Genomic DNA, 19,559 nt, shown 5'->3' with positions numbered 1-19,559 from the left:
CGAAAACAAAGTCAATATTATAGGAGTTATTATTTTATATTTATTATAAATAGACTATTTCTTCATTGCAGCTAGTATTAAATCACCCATTTGACTCGTGCTGATCGCCTTACTCTTATCCACCGCGATATCACTAGTACGATGACCTGCATCCAATACTTCTGCTACCGCAGCCTCGATGGAGTTGGCAGCATCTTCGTATCCGAATGTTAGACGGAACATCAATGCAAGGGATAGAATCGTTGCAATGGGGTTAGCCAATTGTTGTCCAGCAATGTCTGGTGCAGAACCATGGACTGGTTCATACAAACCGTAGCTTCCTTCTCCCATTGAAGCTGAAGATAACATACCGATAGATCCCGTCAGCATCGCTGCTTCATCACTCAGAATATCACCGAACATATTCTCTGTAACGATAACGTCAAAACTTGATGGGCGACGCAGTAGTTGCATTGCACAGTTATCTACAAGAATGTGTTCCAACTCTACATCTGGGTATTCCGGAGCTACACGGTTCACAACTTCACGCCATAGGCGGGATGTTTCAAGAACGTTCGCTTTATCAACAGATGCAAGCTTCTTACGTCTCTTCTGAGCAATTTCAAAAGCCTGACGAACGATTCGCTCGATTTCTACTACATTATAAACACATGTATCTACTGCTTCCTCACCATGTTCACCTTGGCGTCTCAATTTCTCACCAAAATAGATACCACCTGTTAATTCGCGTACGACCATTAGGTCCGTTCCTTCAAGAACTTCAGGTTTCAATGTGGAAGCATCTTTCAAACAATCAAATACGACAGCTGGGCGAAGATTAGAGAAAAGTCCAAGTTCTTTACGAATACCGAGCAATCCAGTCTCAGGTCGAAGTTCCTTAGGGTTGTTATCCCATTGAGGTCCGCCAACTGCTCCCAGTAGAACAGCATCTGCATTCTTACAAACATCCAATGTATGTTGTGGAAGCGGTGTTCCCAATTGATCAATCGCGATTCCACCGAATAATGCATGCTCCGTTTCGAAAGAATATCCAAACAGTTCTTCTGTACGTTTCAATACCTTTTCTGCTTCTGCAACAACTTCAGGTCCAATTCCGTCTCCAGAAATAACCGCTATTTTCTTTACTTCAGACATTATTATCGCTCCTCTTTTATCATCTGCACTGTTGTATTTCACCTATATATTGTTGTATCATACTTCATATTGATTTGACAAAGATATAGAATCTATGAGATTGATAGTTTATGCCTATAAGATACACGGAGATGCAGCTCCTGTCGATGATAAGCCATGACAGAGCCGCATTTATCGTGTCTTAGTTCAATGCAATGACTACAGGTTCACATTTTCACGATTACTAAAGGTCTTACGTTTATCTAACAGTTGATTCAATGCATCCACATAAGCACGCGCACTGGCCTCTAGAATATCTGTGCTCAATCCTCGTCCCTGTGCAGCAACATCATTTTGGGTTAGTAGCACATGCACTTCTCCAAGTGCATCCTTCCCATGAGAAACTGACTTTATCGAATAATCTGAGAGTGTTACATCTTCCTGTGTTGCTTTATCGATGGCATTATAGATCGCATCTACAGATCCATTACCTTCTGCCTCTTCGATAATTACTTGATCCTGTTCCTTCACGATACGTACTTTAGCGGTTGGAGTCGACTCATTTCCGTATGTTACATAAAGTGTTTCAAGCTTAAATACTTCTGGTGTATCCACAAGTCTTTCTTCTAACAGAGCAAGTAGATCATCATCAGATACTTCCTTCTTCTTATCTGCAAGGTCTTTGAATTTAGCAAAAGTATCATTCAAGCGTTGATCATCCAACTCATAACCTAAGTCGATTAGCTTCTCCCGGAATGCATGCCGCCCTGAGTGCTTACCAAGAACGAGCTTACTCTCCTTCAGACCAATGGATTCTGGCGTCATTATTTCATAAGTAGTTTTCTCTTTGAGCATACCGTCTTGATGGATTCCTGATTCATGAGCGAACGCATTCGCTCCTACAATCGCCTTGTTTCCAGGAACAACCATGCCTGTTAATTTACTAATTAAACGACTTGTACGAGCAATCTCAGTCAATTGAAGACCCGTTGTAGCATTAAAGAATGATTCACGTGTAGCTAACGCCATAGCCACTTCCTCAATGGCCGTATTCCCTGCACGTTCACCAATCCCATTAATCGTCCCTTCAATCTGGTCTGCACCGTTCTGAATGGCCGCCAATGTATTGGCCGTAGCCATACCAAGATCGTTATGACAATGCGCACTCAATTGAATCTTCTCAATATCCGGAACATTTTCTTTGAGAAACTTGAAGATCGCTCCATATTCAGATGGATTCAAATAGCCGACCGTATCTGGAATGTTAACGACAGATGCGCCTTCTTTAATGGCCATACTAACCATCTCAGCCATGAAGTCATATTCCGTGCGACCCGCATCCTCTAGTGAAAATTCAATCTTGGAGAAATACTTACTAGCATATCTTAGCGCAGATTGTGCAGTTTCTAGTACTTGTGACTTTTCCATCCGTAGTTTGTACTTTCTATGAATCGGTGAAGTTGCTAGGAAAATGTGTATACAAGGATCCTGAGCTCCGATCAACGCTTCACGAACAGCATCAATATCTGTTTCCCGTGAGCGGCTAAGTCCGATGACCGACACATCCTTAACGGCTTTAGCGACGGCATTTACCGCTGCAAGATCACCAGGGGATGCGGCTGGAAAACCTGCTTCCATTCGATCGATTCCTAACCTTTCAAGTTGGAGGGCAATTTCCACCTTCTCACGCGCATTCAAATTCACACCTGGAGACTGCTCACCATCTCTTAGCGTGGTGTCAAAAATATAAATTTTCCGCATAACCGACACCTCCTTCACAAGTATAAATCGTAACTATGAAAGAAATTCCAATGCGGATCACGCATATGTGCACGACCGCATTGGAATACCTTTATCACTTTATTACTCCAATGCCTTAAAGCATATATCTAGCACAAGGCATGCAGTTGCTGTACTATTTCTTACTCCAGTGCATCATTTCACGCAACTGCGATCCAACTACTTCAATTGGATGATTAGCTTCATTGCGACGTGTTGCATTCATGAACGCATTATTAGATTGGTTCTCAAGAATAAAGTCACGTGCGAATTTACCTTGTTGGATATCATTCAATACTTCCTTCATTGCCTTCTTCGTATCTTCTGTGATTACACGCGATCCAGTTACATAATCACCATATTCTGCAGTGTTCGAAATCGAATCACGCATACTAGCCATACCACCTTCATAAATCATGTCTACGATCAATTTCATTTCGTGTAGACATTCGAAATAAGCCATTTCAGGTGCATACCCAGCTTCAGTTAAAGTTTCAAATCCTGCTTTAATTAATGCTGTCACTCCACCACATAGAACAGCTTGTTCACCGAATAGATCTGTTTCTGTTTCTTCACGGAATGAAGTCTCGATAACACCAGCACGTGTACAACCAATTCCTTTAGCATAAGCTAAGCCGATTTGTTGTGCTCTACCTGTTGCATCTTGCTCAATAGCGATCAATCCAGGAACACCAAATCCTTCTTCATAAGTACGACGAACCATATGACCAGGTGATTTAGGTGCTACTAGAAGCACGTCATTTCCTTCTGGAGCAACAATTTGTCCGAAATGAATATTGAAACCATGAGAGAACATTAGTGTAGCGTCTGATTTAAGATTTGGTTTAATCTCATTATTGTATACAGAAGCTTGTGTTTCATCAGGCATAAGAATTTGTACGACATCTGCACGACGAGTTGCTTCAGCTACTGAAAGAACCTCGAAGCCATCATTTTTAGCTTTCACGGATGATTTACCTTCACGAAGTCCGATAACCACATTCACGCCACTATCGCGTAGGTTTTGTGCTTGTGCGTGTCCTTGGCTACCATAACCAATCACCGCTACCGTCTTTCCTTTCAATACGTTAAGATCTGCATCTTGCTCATAATAAGTTGTAACTGCCATGTTTATTAGTCCTCCTTTAATTTTTAAAGAACCCTCTATGATGAATTCAAAATTGTCATATATCAATTTTGAATTCAACTTTAAAGAACGGGTGTTTCAAAGATTCACTTCCAGTGACCCCTGTGAACCTCTCAAACGCCCGCTCTTTAAAAGCGGGTCTCTATTTTTTCATACTCATACTACACGTTTCCACGAGTCATTGCTGTAACGCCAGTTCGAGATAGTTCACGGATACCATAGGGTGTTAACAATTCAATCATAGCATCTATTTTACCCGAATCTCCAACCACTTGGACCATCAAACTATTCGAACCAATATCTACTACGGATGCACGGAACGTCTCCACTACCCCTAGAATTTCCGGGCGTTCAGATGTTTCAGCTTTCACTTTAATTAGAGCTAGTTCACGACCCACCATTGGTTTGGAACCCAAATTAATAACTTTGATGACATCGATTAACTTATATAACTGCTTCTCAATCTGTTCAAGTGTCTTGTCATCGCCAAGTGTTACAACAACCATACGTGATAATCCAACTTCTTCCGATTGTCCAACGGTGATACTTTCAATATTGAACCCCCGTCTTCCAAAAAGTCCAGAGACTCTTTGCAATACGCCTGGTTGATCATTTACAAGTATTGAAATCGTATGTCTCATACTCATATTCACTCATCCCCCATCAACATTTGATCAATGGTCGATCCTTGAGTAACCATCGGATATACATTCTCATGCTTGTTAACTACGAAATCCAATAGAACTGGACCTGGAGTATCAAGTGCTTCTTGCCATGCAATCCGTGCTTCCTCTTTAGTCGTTGCCCGAAGACCCTTCACACCATAAGCTTCGGCTAATTTCACAAAATCAGGGCTTCCAGCAAGGTCAATGTGACTATACCGGTTATCGTATATTAGCTCTTGCCATTGTCGTACCATACCGAGTACCTGATTGTTAATGATTACAATTTTAACAGGAATATTATTTATAGCACAAATCGCTAGTTCCTGCGAACACATTTGAATACCTCCATCTCCGTTTATGGAGATAACGAGACGTTCTGGTTGGGCCATCTGTGCGCCGATCGCTGAAGGAAGACCGTAACCCATCGTACCAAGTCCACCTGAAGTAATCCATGATCTTGGCTTATTAAATTTGTAGTACTGCGCTGCCCACATTTGGTGCTGTCCTACATCTGTTGTAACTATTGCTTCACCTTTGGTTGTTTCGTTCAACATTTCGATAACCCATTGTGGCTTCAATACATCTTCTGAATCCGTATATCTAAAAGGATATTCTAATTTCCATTGTTGAATTAGAGTTCTCCAAGCGTCCGCTTTATTAGCACGACTCACCATTGGATTGATCAGCTCAAGAACAGTCTTCACATCGCCGACAATAGGAATATCTACCGCCACATTCTTACCAATCTCCGCAGGATCAATGTCAATGTGAACAATTTTGGCATGTGGTGCAAAACCATTCAACTTGCCTGTTACCCGGTCATCAAACCGAGCTCCAATATTAATCAGAAGATCACATTGTTGAATCGCATTATTCGATGCGTAGGTACCGTGCATTCCTGGCATCCCCGTCCATAATTCATGGCCGCTTGGAAATCCACCAAGTCCAAGAAGTGTCGTCGTAATTGGAATACCAGTGCGGGTTGCAAATTCATACAGTTCATCGTGAGCCCCTGAGTAGATTACGCCTCCACCTGCTAATATATAAGGACGTTCTGCTTCACTAATCGCTTCCGCTAGCTTCTCTAATTGTAACTTATTAGGTACAGTGCGTGGGCTATATCCACGTACATTGGTAGTTTCACTTGGCTTGAACATCGTCATAGCCGCTGATACATCCTTAGGAATATCAATCAACACTGGACCTTTACGTCCTGTATTCGCTATATGAAATGCTTCATGAATCACTCTAGGCAAGTCTTCTACATCTCTTACTAGATAACTATGTTTGGTAATCGGTAGCGTGATACCTGTAATGTCAGCTTCTTGAAAAGCATCCGTTCCGATTAAAGTTGTAGCAACGTTCCCCGTAATAACTACCATAGGCACAGAATCCATATAAGCTGTAGCAATTCCTGTCACCAGGTTAGTTGCTCCTGGTCCAGATGTTGCAATACACACACCTACCTTACCGCTAGCACGTGCATACCCATCTGCTGCATGAATCGCTCCTTGTTCATGACGAGTCAATAAGTGCTTGAACTCTTTGTAATTATACATGGCATCGTAAATGTAAAGCACTGCCCCTCCTGGATAACCAAATACACATTCAACATCCTCCAGAAGAAGGCTACGTAGCAATATTTCCGAGCCGCTAATGACTTCCGGTTTCATCCATTTCTCTCGTAATTGCTCGATCGACGTCAGTTCAGGGTTTTTCTCGCTCATCAGTCATCCTCCTAATCAAGATTGTTATTATTTTGAAACAAAAAAACCTTCCATCCTCCACTACAGACTTATCTCTGTGTGAGGGACGAAAAGTTAGATTTTCCGTGGTACCACCCATGTTTGCCCTGTATTTCGCAACACAAAGCCTTGTCAAGTATACTTAAATATACCTGTAGCCCTATAACGTGGACCAGTCGATTCTCCCTAATAAGCATTCCTGCCTTTCAGGAGAACAGCTCCGAGGTGAGCTCGTATAAAAGGGGTTTTGGTGGAGGTTGCAGCAATTCCTCTCACTCTCTGAACAAAAGAGCCCTTAAAACTTCGTCCTCTTCATTGCTGATTAAATATACTCGTTAAAATGTTACAAGTATTATATGATTCATCTACCCGTATAGTCAATACCCTTAATTTATTAATTCATTTAATTCCGTCATCTTATCCCATTTCTACCCTCCAATTGTAGCACACAATCCCTGATATAGCACATATGATGAATTGGATTAACTCATCATAAACTGCATAGCGAAGGGAGAACATGTTGGATGATCCGATACAGAAGACCCAAGCAAGATGATGCTATTATTATACATTTAATTGAATCTGAACTTGTCCCATTATCTAGTATGAGTACTACACAAATTATTGAGATCAAGAATCATATTCCACAACGATTAACCCAAGGAGTAACTCTTGTAGCTTCTGTTTACTACGAAGATGACCCCGTAGGATTTGTTCATTTCATGTTACACGGCGACCTTCTTTATATCGATATGTTGGCCGTTGCACCCGCTGCGCAGCGTAAGCGCTGGGGGAACCTACTAATGGCTCACGCAGAACGCTTTGCGCAATCACGTGGATGCAGACGGTCTAAAGTCATGGTAGACATTGTTAATAAAAACGGACTTGCTTTTTATAAAAAATTAGGATACTCCATTACCAAAGTACACTCATCAACGAAATATTATGAAATGGAAAAGTTACTACTCCATTAGGCAGGATCAAAAGAAATACCCAGGTGGATAAACTCCGCCACCTTAATAGTTATTTCCATAATTACCATAGTTAACGTAATTTCCATAAGGACTATAGTTGCCATAAGGGCCATTTCCTACACCGTTTACACCGTTCACACCGCTCACACCATTTCCAAACCCGGTCACGTATGGTGATATTCCAATGGCCAATAAATCAAATAGCACCAAGGGAATGATAGCTTTAGTCTGCACTTTTTTTCTAGCATTACGCTGCAATATGAGACGATTCCCCGAAATCCTCAGCAATTTACCAGTAACGAGAGTTCCGTCCTTTTTGGTAGCTACAATATTTTTCCCTACCCATCTTTGCGCCTGAGCCTTCGTTACAGAATGTTTCATGTATTCCCTCCTCCTATCGCTTCCAATTCAGTGTATTCTTATAAATACTCTAACGCTTGTTCATTAGCCCTAATTATGTATTTCCTTTTTGTGTGAACGCAAAAAAAGGATCACGCTAACTACACAGAATGAACAAGTATTTCTCTAGTTCAATCCAAATAGCTCTAGTTGTCCCTTATAGGTTCTTCATCTCTTCTGCGTTGCAGGTGCTTAAACATAGAACCCAATGCCATGTAGGCATTGGGTTCTATGTTTATTGTTGCAATAAACTACGCGTTAATCTTTTCTTTAGCAACCGCTGCAATAGAGTTAAATGCAGTGATATCATGAACCGCTAGATCAGCAAGCATCTTACGGTTAATATCAACACCAGCTATTCTCAAACCATGCATTAACTTGCTGTAAGACAATCCGTTCAAACGTGCAGCCGCATTGATACGTACAATCCATAGTCTACGGAAATTACGCTTTGTTTGACGACGATCACGGTATGCATAAACCAATGATTTCATTACTTGCTCATTTGCTGTTTTAAAGATACGGTGTTTCGATCCGAAATAACCTTTAGCGAGTTTCAATACCTTTTTATGTCTACGACGAACGACAAATCCGCCTTTTACTCTTGCCATATTAGTAAACCTCCCGAATAAATGTTGTTAATTACTTCAAATTGGATAGACCTTGCTTCAAACGTCTAACGTCCCCTGCTGCCATTACTGGGTTTGTGCCAAGCACACGTTTTTGACGTTTGGATTTATGTGATAAAAGATGGTTTTTGAACGCTTTATAGCGCATTACTTTACCTGTTCCGGTAATCTTGAAGCGGCCTTTTAGACTGCTATGAGTTTTCATTTTAGGCATTATAGTTCCTCCTTAGGATTATTGAGTTTTAGGAGCCAATATCATAATCATACTGCGTCCCTCAAGTCTAGGGTGACGCTCAATAGTTGAAAGCTCAACTACCTCTTCTTTTACACGTTCAAGAATCTTCTGGCCAATGCTTGCATGTGCAATTTCACGTCCACGGAAACGCACAGAACATTTAACCTTGTCGCCTTCTTTTAAGAATTTAACGACATTACGAAGCTTCGTTTGGTAATCATGCTCGTCAATGTTAGCGCGGAACCAAACTTCTTTCGTATCCACGATCTTTTGGTTCTTACGAGCTTCTTTATCTTTCTTCTGCTGTTCATAGCGGAACTTACCGTAATCCATGATGCGGCACACCGGCGGTTTCGCCTGAGGCGCTACATTTACCAAATCGAGATTAAGATCCGTTGCCATCTGCAGTGCTTCACGAATCGGCGTAATTCCGATTTGTTCTCCCTCTGCTCCCACCAAGCGGACCTCTTTGGCCCGAATTTCGTCATTGATCATATGTTCCTTACTGATAACCGTCCACCTCCAAATTTAATTCAATTCCTATCTCCAAAATTCCATTCAAAAAAACAAATAAAGGGATGCTGGTTTTTCCTCCCAGCATCCCTATGATCAATTATTCATGAAATATCCCATTCATAAATCATCGGATCAAATACCAGCCAACATACGTTGGTCAGGTGAGAAGCTGGTGCCTCTGCTTAAATCCAAATATTCGTTTAACACGCTTGAATAATATATCATCTCACTCACAGTGATGTCAAGTATTATTGTTATACTTGCTTACTTTGTACTACCTCTTCCATTCTCATAACTCGAGTATGTTCCGTATGGCTCCAGTGCTTGTTGTTCTGTGTAAAGAAAGCATAGACCGTAATAGGGTACCAAGAGATCAAGTAAATCGGAAAGAAGATTAGATATTGATAAACCTTTTTAAAAGTTACTTTCTCTAATACCAATGCAGCAAAGAATGTTAGAATATTAGCAGAAATAGCTACAACACTTAACCATATTGGTAAATAGCCATAGATATTGGCAATGTTAGGACCATTAAGAAAGGCCATATCCACCCACATCGTCGCTGTCATCAGAAACGTAAGAAGTACGATGTACACATTGACTCCATACAATGCTAAGTCAAATTTAACAAGGCTTCTTTCCTTAATACTTTGCCATAACAGTGGGAAGAAATATTTACGTGCCACTGTAAAGTGACCTTGCATCCAACGAAGACGTTGTCTTGATGAAGCTTTGAACGTGATCGGTTTCTCATCAAATACTTTGGCATCATAATTGAATTTAGGGTAAACACCGTTTTGGACGCTACGCATTGTAAATTCTAGATCTTCAACCAAACTTGTCGCTCCCCAGCCCATTTCCTTTAACAATTTTGTTTCAAAGCACATCCCCGTGCCGCCTAGAAAGTTAGCCATATTCATATTGTGCCGAGATAGTTGCCACAAGCGATTGATGTACCAATATGAAATTCCGTACGCTGCAGTAATCCATGAATCTTCAGGATTCTTAGTATCAATATACCCCTGAACAACACGTGCACCTGAGTTCAAATCATCATTCATTTCACTCAAAAAGTTAGGAGCTGCCAAATTATCAGCATCAAACATAACAACTGCGTCATATTGACGCGGCAACTTCCAAAGCTCCTTCAACATCCATTCAATGGCATACCCTTTACCTCGAAGATTCTTGTTCGTACGCACACAAGCCTGCATACCATGCTCTCGCACGATAGCTGCTGTTCTGTCCGTGCAATTGTCGCAAATGACAAAAACATCATACAATTCTTTTGGATAATCTAAATTTTTCAGATTCTCCATTAGTGCCCCAACAACTTGTTCTTCGTTATGTGCTGCAACTAAGACAGCAAATGATTTGGTTGCTTGGAAAGATTCCTTTTTCTTTTTTCTGTGCAGACCTAATAAAGAAAAAGTAAATTGGTACAGACCTACAAAAGCCAAAATGATCTGAATCGCAACAAAAATAGTATCTAACAACATTCTTTAAAGCCCCCTTTTTTAACCCTTAGCACCTTTTTCTCTAATGATGCTATTTACTCTTTTCTTTATCTCTATTTGAAACTGTATTAATATTGTACGTTTTTGTTTCTTTTGTCAAAAAGTGTTTAGCTCATTCTTGCCCATTATTAATATAAAAATCGCTATTTACCGTTATAATAAGGTCACTATCTCATCTTCATGAAGATTTACTTCTTATTTTCGTCCATTTGCTTCTTAAATTTTGTTTCACATCCTAAATTTATTATTCTTTAAATGTTTAATTATTAAGTAGCTTATCCTATCTATACAGAGGTAACCAGTAACGACAAAATTGAAACATATTTGAACCTAGTATGTGAATATAATTATAAGTGTACTTTTTTATGAGGGCGGAAGTCAAAATTCACTGGACTTTATCATAGCTAGTTAAAAAACTTATCACAAAATATAACAGAAATTAAAAATATGATACAATGAATGTTGTCCGCATTAATTCATAAGGATGACCGCTTTCAAATAAACGCCATGGCCTCGAGCCATAGGGGAGAAATTACATGAGAGAACTCACCTATAAACTTCTAAAATTGGATCAACAGATATTTCAATGGATTAACGGTCGACTTCATAATCGCATCCTAAACTTTTGGCTATTTTATCTTACGAATTTAGGTGGAGCTACATTTACTATTGGTATTAGCTTATTAGCTTGGGTATTCGCACCACTGCCATGGAGTGTCGCTGGTTCACAGGCGGCTGTTGCACTTGCCATTAGTCATATTCCCGTTGCTATTGCCAAGAAACTATATCCACGAATCCGACCTTATCTCGCTATTCCAGAGACGCGCACATTCCGTAATCCTTTGAGTGATCATTCATTCCCATCGGGTCATACGACTGCAGCATTCTCTACAGCAGTTCCTTTCATCATAGCTTTTCCAGAAATGATGCCATTATTTCTTAGTCTCAGTGCAGTAGTCGGTTTCTCAAGAATTTATCTTGGGCTTCATTACCCTTCAGATGTCCTTGCAGGAGCAGTTATTGGTACTTCCATAGCGGCAATTACTGTTGCAATATGGTCTTAAAGTCGCTATGGTGATGATATGGAAAACCTTGCAGGAATAGGTGAGTTTAAATTGAATAAAAAAAGAGTATTGTTGTTATCAGAAGGTTTTGGTGCTGGGCATACTCAAGCGGCCTACGCACTCTCGAGCAGTCTGCGCAAACTATCTCCTGATGTGAACACAAAAGTAATCGAACTTGGAAGTTTCTTGAATCCCAGAGTTGCTCCCTTAATTATAACAGCATATAAAAAAACGATTACTTCCCAACCTCGGTTGATCGGGATGATGTATAAATACCAATATAAGAAATCACTTAATCGCTTGACAACATTAGCACTTCATCGTATTTTTTATACTCATACTAGAGTTGTTGTGAAGCAACTTCGACCTGATATCATCGTCTGTACTCACCCCATCCCAAGCGCTGTCATTTCTCGTCTGAAGCGTTTAGGCGTTACCGTTCCGTTATGCACCGTGATTACAGATTATGATGCACATGGCACTTGGATTAGCCCTGAAGTGGATCAATTTCTTGTTTCCACTCCTGAGGTGAAGTATAAACTAATGAGCAGAAATGTCCCGTCATCCAAAATACAAGTAACTGGAATTCCGATACATCCTAACTTTTGGGAACATCCAAGTAAGGAAAGCATACGGCAGAAATTCCAATTAAATGATATGCCTACGGTATTAGTTATGGCAGGTGGATGGGGAATCATTAGTGATGATGTTATCAATGACTATCTCGTACAGTGGAGCGATCGTATTCAAATCATATTCTGTCTTGGAAGTAACGATAAGGCTCTTCATAAAATGATGTCTAATCCTCAGTATAAGCATCCTAACATTCATATATTCGGTTTCATCCGAGAGATCGACCAACTAATGGAGATTTCAGATGTGCTTGTGACTAAGCCTGGTGGAATGACATGCTCAGAGGGATTATCAAAGGGTATCCCGATGCTCTTCCATCTCCCTATCCCCGGTCAGGAGGAAGAGAATTCTCAATACTTCACTTCGCTGGGATTAGGAGAAACCATTACCTCCGTCGGTGTTATGGAGAAATGGGTACATAAACTGATATATGAGTATCCAAAAGTCAGTACCGATAGACAGGAGAATCTCAAGACCATCGATAAGTATCATCCGATGCAAAGTGCTAAAAGTATCATCGAAATGCTTGAACAAACGGGTTGTCCCATTAGTCATTAATCATGGCTAGGGACAACCCGTTTGTTTGTTGGTGTAGGATACCGCTACCAGTGGTTATCAATCACTTATTTTGTATGATATTAAGCTTCAATATCGGGCTTGTTCTCTTGGAGACGGTATTTCTTCAATCGCTCCGCCTGATATCGCTGTAGCGATTGCTCCCCAACCATAACCTCACAGCGATAAATATTCATCCCTTGACCTACAAATTTCGATTCATACTCCGTCATGACGTTCCATTCCGGAATACCTTCACGGTGTAGATCAAGGGATATGTTGTTCATTTGCAATCCAACATCTGCAAATGAGTTTAAAGAAAATTCAAACAATGTTAGTGAATCCGTTTTGAGGTGGATTTCCCCATTTGAATTCAGAATCGAGGCATACTTTTCTAAGAAACGTGGATGTGTCAGACGACGTCTTCCGTGCTTAGCCTTTGGCCACGGATCACTGAAATTGAGATATACGCGCTCCAACTCATCTACTTCAAATACTTCATCAGCATACTCTGCATTAGCAAACGCCAATCGAAGATTAGGAGGAAGTTTAATTTGCTGCTCAGACCAAGCATCGATTGCTTTCTCACTCGCGCGTCGAATCAATTCATCGTACACATCAATACCTATAAAATTAATTTCCGGATTTTTTATGCTCATCTGACTAATAAATTGACCTTTTCCCATCCCAAATTCAACATGGATTGGATGATCATTTCCAAATAAAGATGCCCATTTCCCTTTATATTCTTTCGGATCCAGAATAACAAGTTCCTTCTGCTCTTCTAGATTTTCCCTTATACCTTTTCTACCACGTAAACGCATGTTTTCCCTCCGCTTTCAATATCTTCGCTATTGCAATATTGTGCCGAACTTCTAGCCAAATGTAAAGAGGTTGTCGAAAAAGGAACCCTATTTCTCTTGAGTTACAATAAAATACATAATTATCTATTATTTATATATGGAATTGGGGTCCAACAACTTCATAATTAACTTATTATGTTAACTTCCTTAGCATTGCTCACATTACTTTTATTCTTTTTTTTGATATAATAGTTGCGGCATGTCTTAATAATGTAAGTTCATAAAGGAGCAACTCATGAATCATTCAACAGTGGCTAACCCATTACTATGGGGGGATAAGAGATTTCATACATGGAACTACGAAATGCACCAACAGTTTAATGATAAAGTATTCAAAGTCATGCTTGATGCTGGTTTTACATGCCCGAACCGTGATGGCTCCATCGCTAAAGGAGGCTGTACCTTCTGTAGCGCTAGGGGGTCCGGAGACTTTGCAGGTAGTAGACGAGATGATTTAGTCACTCAATTCAATACGATACGTGATAAGCAACATCTCAAATGGCCTAACGCACAATATATTGGCTATTTCCAAGCTTATACGAACACTTATGCACCTGTAGAAGAGTTAAGGGAGTATTTTGAAGTTATTTTAAAACAACCAGGGGTTGTAGGATTATCCATCGCTACTCGTCCAGACTGTCTGCCAGATGACGTCGTTGAGTACTTAGCTGAGCTAAATGAACGAACTTATCTATGGGTCGAGATGGGGCTTCAGACGATCCATGATTCTACTTCTGAACTGATTAATCGCGCACATGACACACAAGTCTACTTAGACGCAGTTGAGAAACTGCGTAAGCACAATATTCGTGTTTGTACTCATATCATTTACGGGCTTCCGCAAGAAAACCATGAAATGATGCTTGAAACAGGGCGAGCTGTTGCTCAAATGGACGTTCAGGGTATTAAAATTCACTTATTGCATCTTATGCGCAAAACACCTATGGTCAAGCAATATGAAGCTGGTCTGTTACGCTTCTTAGAGAAAGATGAATACGTCAAGCTTATCATTGATACATTAGAAATATTGCCTCCCGAAATGGTCGTTCATCGGCTTACTGGAGATGCACCAAGAGATCTACTAGTCGGCCCGCTGTGGAGCCTGAAGAAGTGGGAAGTTCTGAATGCCTTCGATGCTGAGCTTAAAGAGCGAGATACTTGGCAAGGAAAGTATTGGAGGAACGTTTGATATGGGCTTTCTCTCCGTCCTCAGCTTCGCTCATAGATTAGTCTCCGAACGGCTACGACCAGGGGATATTGCTGTTGATGCTACTATAGGAACTGGTTCAGACACTCTATTTCTGGCGCAAGCAGCAGGCCTTAAAGGACATGTCTTTGGATTCGATATTCAGGCAGAGGCCGTTACCCTCACCGAGCAGAGACTAACTCAAAGTTCAGTCTCTGTCATAGCACCCGTCACTTTATTTCTTAAGAGCCATGCTTGCATGAATGATGTGATCCCACAAATCCATCATGGAAAGATTGCTGCCATCATGTTTAACCTTGGTTATTTGCCTTCAAGTGCTTCTAATAAAGAGATTATAACGATGACAGACAGCACCATCACAGCACTTCAGGCAAGTCTTGAGCTGCTGCGTCCTGGAGGTATTATAACAGTCGTTTTATATCCGGGACATCCCGGAGGCGATTTAGAATCTGAGGCTGTACGACAATGGGCTTCCAATATCCCTCAATCTATCGCACAATCTATCATCTACCAACAACTACAGCGTTTAGATGCACCTTTTATCATAGCTGTAGAAAAGAAATCACATAACAAACTCAAATCGAGAGGATGATTTATTATGATTAAACCTTATCCATTACAATTCCAACCTGAATTTAAAGAGCGTGTATGGGGTGGTCGAGCACTCGAACAATTCGGTCTTGAGCTTCCAGACGGTCATATCGGAGAAGGATGGATGATCGCAGATCATCCAAATGGCACAAGCCAGGTCATGAATGGCGAACTTTCCGGATTAGGATTAGATCAAGTACGCGAACAATTGGGCAAGGAATGGTTCGGAAGCAAAGGCTTCTCCGAGGTCAACGGACGTTTTCCTCTACTTATTAAACTACTCGACTGTAATGACGACTTATCTGTACAAGTTCACCCAACAGATGAATATGAAGGACTACCAAAGGGTGAATTAGGTAAAACTGAAATGTGGTATGTGCTTGATGCCAAACCAGGTTCCAAAATTATATATGGATTAAACGATGGCGTTACACGAGAAAGCTTGCAACAAGCCATCACTAATGGAAACATTACAGATAGCCTCAGAGAGGTATCTGTCGCGGCAGGAGATACATTCTACATCCCTGCAGGCACAGTTCATGCGCTCTGTGCAGGCGTAGTCGTCGCTGAAATTCAGCAGAATTCGGACACAACATACCGTCTATATGACTATAATCGTCCAGGTCTCGATGGCAAACCACGCGATTTACATATTGAAGATTCCTTGAATGTTATAGCTTACGAGGGCTCAGGTGCCACAACCATGAAGACCGATTCTGCCGTACCTGGCGAATGGATGGAGCTGGCCAATTCCCCCTATTTTATTGTTGAAAAAGGTATTGTATCTGGAAGTTGGCCCCTCACAACCACATCTGCTAGCTTTGCAATTCTTGTCATTTGTGAAGGGCAAGGGACATTGAAATGGAACGATGGATCTTTAGACTATAAAGCGGGACAATGTTTCTTATTACCTGCGAACTTACTTCATTATGAACTAGAGGGAAATGCAACAGTTCTACGCTCTTATCTTCCTTAAATCTTTAGAGGTACAATCGGTTATTGATTGATATTGTGGGGGTGGTATCTGTTGAACGAACGTTCATTTACGCTAATTAATCAGCAAGGAATGACCCTACACATCTACGAGTGGCTTCCTGAGGTATCCGTTCCATTAAAAGGTCTTATTCAGATTGTCCATGGTATGGCAGAAACGGCAGACCGCTATGCTAGAGTCGCTTCATCCCTTTGTGAATCAGGCTATGCCGTCTATGCTCATGACCAACGAGGTCATGGCAAGACTGCCAAGAGTATGGATGAGATAGGACATACTGGCGTGGATGGCTTCCATGGAATGGAGAAAGATATTCTTGAGGTAAGCTCTTTCCTTAAAGATAAGTATGCAGATATCCCTCATTATTTATTGGGACATAGTATGGGGTCATTTCTAACACAGCAAATCATCGAGAATCATGGCGAAGCATATTCAGGTTTTATATTATCGGGTACGAATGGCCCGAGCCCGAACCTTGGCATAGCTAAAATTTTGGCTCAGTTTCAGGTTAAACTCCAAGGTGCATCCCATCGTAGTCTGATGCTCAATGCAATCATATTCGGACGGTATGATCAAGGGATAACACCTGTACGCACCGCATTTGATTGGTTATCTCGAGATGAGGATGAAGTGGACAAGTATATTAATAATCCATATTGTGGTCAGGTATGTACCGCTGGATTCTTCCGTGACTTCTTCCAATTGTTACAGAACATACAGAAGCCAGCTAGTTATCGGAATATTCCTAGAGATAAACCTATCTATTTATTTGCAGGTGATCGTGACCCCGTTGGCTTGTATGGAAGGGGTGTCACTAAGCTTCATGAAATATACCTGAAGTTAGGGATGAAGGATGTCGAATGTCGACTATACCCTGGCGGAAGACATGAAATGCTAAATGAAATCAATCGTGATGAAGTTATTGCTGATCTGCTGGATTGGTTGGAACGACATACTTGATGAAAAGTTACTATTGTGGGTGGGAAGGAAGCTTATGCTTCCGATGCTAGCGATACTTCGTATCGCTTTCAGCTAGGGGCTACATCCGAAAGTCCCCACATCGATATGCTTTCTTATATTTTAAAAATAAAACAACGGCTGCATGTCCCTTAGGGAACATACAGCCGTTGTCTCATTCATAGCATATTCTTACGATAACGCCGCTGGTTCTAGCTTCCTCGTAAACCATCTAGGGCGCTGGCTCTCATCTTGCTGATAAAGAACAATCAACAATGTCTGCTGATCTCTTCTATCCGACACCACGCCATCCTCTTGCTGCAATAACTCATCCAGATCGAATGGGAGGACATCCATCACAGCATGTTTCAGTAGTCCTCGCTCATCTAACTGAAGTGCTTCAAATTCAGGGGATACTTGCTCTGGATACTCTACGAGTTCCTTCATGAACACCGACCATTTATCTTTGGTCAATCGAGAATCCCACCAAATGGTACGTGGCTTGTATTTGTGATTCAGGAAATAATCTAGCTTCATTAGGCCTAATATAATGTCCATCCGTCGGACGCCCCGGTGTTCGAGAAACTTATGAAGACGGAGGAACAGATCTTCCAGTTGATGTCCTATCTTCTGCCAACCTTGTCCTTCCCAGTAATCACCAAAGTCCTGGAAGAAGTCAAATGGAGAGTCGAATTCATTCTTCATAAGATACTTCAATGTGTGATCCATACGATGCGCATTCCAGTATTTCTCTAGCACATCTTCAAGTCGTTTCAAATGGATAATATCAGCAAAAGAAAGCTTATTGCTACTTAATATTTCATAAGGTGCGTATTCCATATACTTATACTCATATTTATCCGCATCAATCCGGAGTCCTGTCCCTCTTAGCATTTTGAGGAATCCGAGTTGTAGTTCTTCCGGCTCCATAGCAAATACATCATTGAACGTTGTACGGAATGTATCGTAATCCTCATCTGGTAATCCAGCAATAAGATCGAGATGCTGGTCAATATTGCCGCTAGCTTTGATAGTGTTCACCGTACGCGATAGCTTCGTGAAATTCTGACGACGCTTCACAAGTTCATTCGTAATATCGTTCGTTGATTGCACGCCAATCTCGAAACGGAATATTCCTGGTGGTGCATTTTCAGCTAAATAATCTAATACCTCTGGTCGCATAATATCAGCGGTAATCTCGAATTGAAATACACAACCCCGGTGGTTATTCATAATAAATTCGAACATTTCCATCGCATAGTTACGATTAATGTTAAACGTGCGATCCAGAAATTTAATAATCTTCGCACCATTGTCGATTAGGTAAAGAATATCTGACTTCACCCGTTCAATATCGAAATAACGCACACCAACCTCTATGCTGGATAGACAGAATTGGCAACTAAATGGACACCCTCTACTCGTCTCAAAATAGACGATACGCTTGCCTAAATCCGGAATATCCTCAGCGAAACGATATGGTGTTGGGAGTGTATTCAAATCACTCTTCGGACGTCCAGGATTAATAATAATCTCATTTCCCTTACGATAGGTTGCACCATATACGAAATGAAACTTCCGATCACCTTGAATCGTCTGTAACAAGTGATGCAATGTCTCTTCGCCATCGCCCATAACGATGTGATCGACATTCTGAATACGCTCCATCCAGTGCTGGGTATCATAAGAGACTTCTGGTCCACCTAACACAATCGTTACCTCTGGCATGACTTGTTTAACAATATCAACAACCTTAATGGTCTCTTCAATATTCCAAATGTAGCAAGAGAACCCGATAACGTCAGGCTTCCTTTGATATAGATCAGATACGATATTTATTACGGGATCTTTAATCGTATATTCAGCAAGTTCGATATCAAACTCTTTCTGGCTATATGCTTTTAACAACCTGATCGCCAGTGACGTATGAATATATTTAGCATTTAACGTAGATAAGACGACTTTCATTATTCACACAC

The 19,559-nt window shown here is 40.9% G+C and carries 19 protein-coding genes; 7 read left to right on the top strand and 12 right to left on the bottom strand.

Features of this window, described 5'->3' with window-relative positions; translation table 11 throughout:
* Positions 1 to 54: 54 nt before the first annotated feature.
* The 5 genes from leuB to ilvB all read right to left on the bottom strand — a co-directional run bounded on the left by leuB (position 55) and on the right by ilvB (position 6,431).
* On the bottom strand, positions 55 to 1,134 hold the full coding sequence (gene leuB, locus AC1TO8_RS09895; protein ID WP_482055441.1) for a 3-isopropylmalate dehydrogenase: 1,080 nt from the start codon (positions 1,132 to 1,134) through the stop codon (positions 55 to 57).
* A gap of 198 nt (positions 1,135 to 1,332) precedes the next feature.
* Entirely contained in the window at positions 1,333 to 2,874 is a 1,542-nt protein-coding gene (locus AC1TO8_RS09890) for a 2-isopropylmalate synthase (RefSeq protein ID WP_482055440.1), read from the bottom strand.
* A gap of 154 nt (positions 2,875 to 3,028) precedes the next feature.
* On the bottom strand, positions 3,029 to 4,021 hold the full coding sequence (gene ilvC / locus AC1TO8_RS09885; RefSeq protein ID WP_482055439.1) for a ketol-acid reductoisomerase: 993 nt from the start codon (positions 4,019 to 4,021) through the stop codon (positions 3,029 to 3,031).
* 179 nt (positions 4,022 to 4,200) lie between these two features.
* A complete protein-coding gene (ilvN, locus tag AC1TO8_RS09880) occupies positions 4,201 to 4,686 on the bottom strand; it encodes an acetolactate synthase small subunit (protein WP_482055438.1) in 486 nt (161 codons plus the stop codon).
* Positions 4,687 to 4,688: 2 nt separating this feature from the next.
* A complete protein-coding gene (ilvB, locus tag AC1TO8_RS09875; protein WP_482055437.1) occupies positions 4,689 to 6,431 on the bottom strand; it encodes a biosynthetic-type acetolactate synthase large subunit in 1,743 nt (580 codons plus the stop codon).
* A 542-nt stretch (positions 6,432 to 6,973) separates the two neighbouring features.
* Between ilvB and AC1TO8_RS09870 the strand changes: the two genes are divergently transcribed.
* Positions 6,974 to 7,423 (top strand): GNAT family N-acetyltransferase, encoded by a 450-nt coding sequence (locus tag AC1TO8_RS09870; protein ID WP_482055436.1) that lies wholly within the window; start codon positions 6,974 to 6,976, stop codon positions 7,421 to 7,423.
* A gap of 42 nt (positions 7,424 to 7,465) precedes the next feature.
* On the opposite strand, the gene AC1TO8_RS09865 is transcribed toward AC1TO8_RS09870, so the two are convergent.
* The 5 genes from AC1TO8_RS09865 to AC1TO8_RS09845 form a co-directional block, all read right to left on the bottom strand.
* A complete protein-coding gene (locus tag AC1TO8_RS09865) occupies positions 7,466 to 7,804 on the bottom strand; it encodes a hypothetical protein (RefSeq protein ID WP_482055435.1) in 339 nt (112 codons plus the stop codon).
* 269 nt (positions 7,805 to 8,073) lie between these two features.
* Entirely contained in the window at positions 8,074 to 8,433 is a 360-nt protein-coding gene (rplT, locus tag AC1TO8_RS09860; protein WP_482055434.1) for a 50S ribosomal protein L20, read from the bottom strand.
* A 31-nt stretch (positions 8,434 to 8,464) separates the two neighbouring features.
* Positions 8,465 to 8,665, bottom strand: a complete 201-nt coding sequence (rpmI, locus tag AC1TO8_RS09855) for a 50S ribosomal protein L35 (protein WP_482055433.1) — start codon at positions 8,663 to 8,665, stop codon at positions 8,465 to 8,467.
* A gap of 18 nt (positions 8,666 to 8,683) precedes the next feature.
* The gene (gene infC, locus AC1TO8_RS09850; RefSeq protein ID WP_482055432.1) at positions 8,684 to 9,181 is read right to left on the bottom strand and encodes a translation initiation factor IF-3; all 498 of its coding nucleotides are present in this window, start codon (positions 9,179 to 9,181) and stop codon (positions 8,684 to 8,686) included.
* Positions 9,182 to 9,456: 275 nt separating this feature from the next.
* Positions 9,457 to 10,698: a glycosyltransferase family 2 protein gene (locus tag AC1TO8_RS09845; protein ID WP_482055669.1), complete on the bottom strand. Its 1,242-nt coding sequence runs from the start codon at positions 10,696 to 10,698 to the stop codon at positions 9,457 to 9,459.
* A gap of 557 nt (positions 10,699 to 11,255) precedes the next feature.
* Between AC1TO8_RS09845 and AC1TO8_RS09840 the strand changes: the two genes are divergently transcribed.
* Together AC1TO8_RS09840 and AC1TO8_RS09835 are read left to right on the top strand one after the other, a co-directional pair.
* The gene (locus tag AC1TO8_RS09840) at positions 11,256 to 11,783 is read left to right on the top strand and encodes a phosphatase PAP2 family protein (RefSeq protein WP_482055431.1); all 528 of its coding nucleotides are present in this window, start codon (positions 11,256 to 11,258) and stop codon (positions 11,781 to 11,783) included.
* Between the two features lie 51 nt (positions 11,784 to 11,834).
* Positions 11,835 to 12,974, top strand: a complete 1,140-nt coding sequence (locus AC1TO8_RS09835; protein WP_482055430.1) for an MGDG synthase family glycosyltransferase — start codon at positions 11,835 to 11,837, stop codon at positions 12,972 to 12,974.
* Between the two features lie 80 nt (positions 12,975 to 13,054).
* On the opposite strand, the gene trmB is transcribed toward AC1TO8_RS09835, so the two are convergent.
* The gene (gene trmB, locus AC1TO8_RS09830) at positions 13,055 to 13,795 is read right to left on the bottom strand and encodes a tRNA (guanosine(46)-N7)-methyltransferase TrmB (protein WP_482055429.1); all 741 of its coding nucleotides are present in this window, start codon (positions 13,793 to 13,795) and stop codon (positions 13,055 to 13,057) included.
* Between the two features lie 274 nt (positions 13,796 to 14,069).
* Here trmB and mnmL point away from each other — a divergent pair, with 274 nt between their 5' ends.
* The 4 genes from mnmL to AC1TO8_RS09810 are packed head-to-tail and all read left to right on the top strand — an operon-like array spanning position 14,070 to position 17,583.
* Complete coding sequence (gene mnmL, locus AC1TO8_RS09825) at positions 14,070 to 15,023, top strand: tRNA modification radical SAM protein MnmL/YtqA (protein ID WP_482055428.1); 954 nt, start codon at positions 14,070 to 14,072, stop codon at positions 15,021 to 15,023.
* 1 nt (position 15,024) lies between these two features.
* Positions 15,025 to 15,633 (top strand): tRNA 5-(aminomethyl)-2-thiouridylate-methyltransferase MnmM, encoded by a 609-nt coding sequence (mnmM, locus tag AC1TO8_RS09820; protein WP_482055668.1) that lies wholly within the window; start codon positions 15,025 to 15,027, stop codon positions 15,631 to 15,633.
* A gap of 6 nt (positions 15,634 to 15,639) precedes the next feature.
* The gene (locus tag AC1TO8_RS09815) at positions 15,640 to 16,608 is read left to right on the top strand and encodes a type I phosphomannose isomerase catalytic subunit (RefSeq protein WP_482055427.1); all 969 of its coding nucleotides are present in this window, start codon (positions 15,640 to 15,642) and stop codon (positions 16,606 to 16,608) included.
* Between the two features lie 51 nt (positions 16,609 to 16,659).
* Positions 16,660 to 17,583, top strand: coding sequence for an alpha/beta fold hydrolase (locus AC1TO8_RS09810; RefSeq protein WP_482055426.1), 924 nt, complete (start codon positions 16,660 to 16,662; stop codon positions 17,581 to 17,583).
* Between the two features lie 189 nt (positions 17,584 to 17,772).
* Here the strand turns inward: AC1TO8_RS09810 and AC1TO8_RS09805 are convergent, their stop codons facing one another.
* Positions 17,773 to 19,548 carry a B12-binding domain-containing radical SAM protein gene (locus AC1TO8_RS09805; RefSeq protein WP_482055425.1) on the bottom strand — a complete coding sequence of 592 codons (1,776 nt, stop codon included), beginning with the start codon at positions 19,546 to 19,548 and terminating at the stop codon, positions 17,773 to 17,775.
* Positions 19,549 to 19,559 lie beyond the last annotated feature (11 nt).

The sequence above is a fragment of the Paenibacillus sp. Y859 genome, assembly GCF_056786405.1.
Note: the sequence above shows the minus strand (reverse complement) of the source record. Positions and strands in the feature narration are given on the sequence as shown.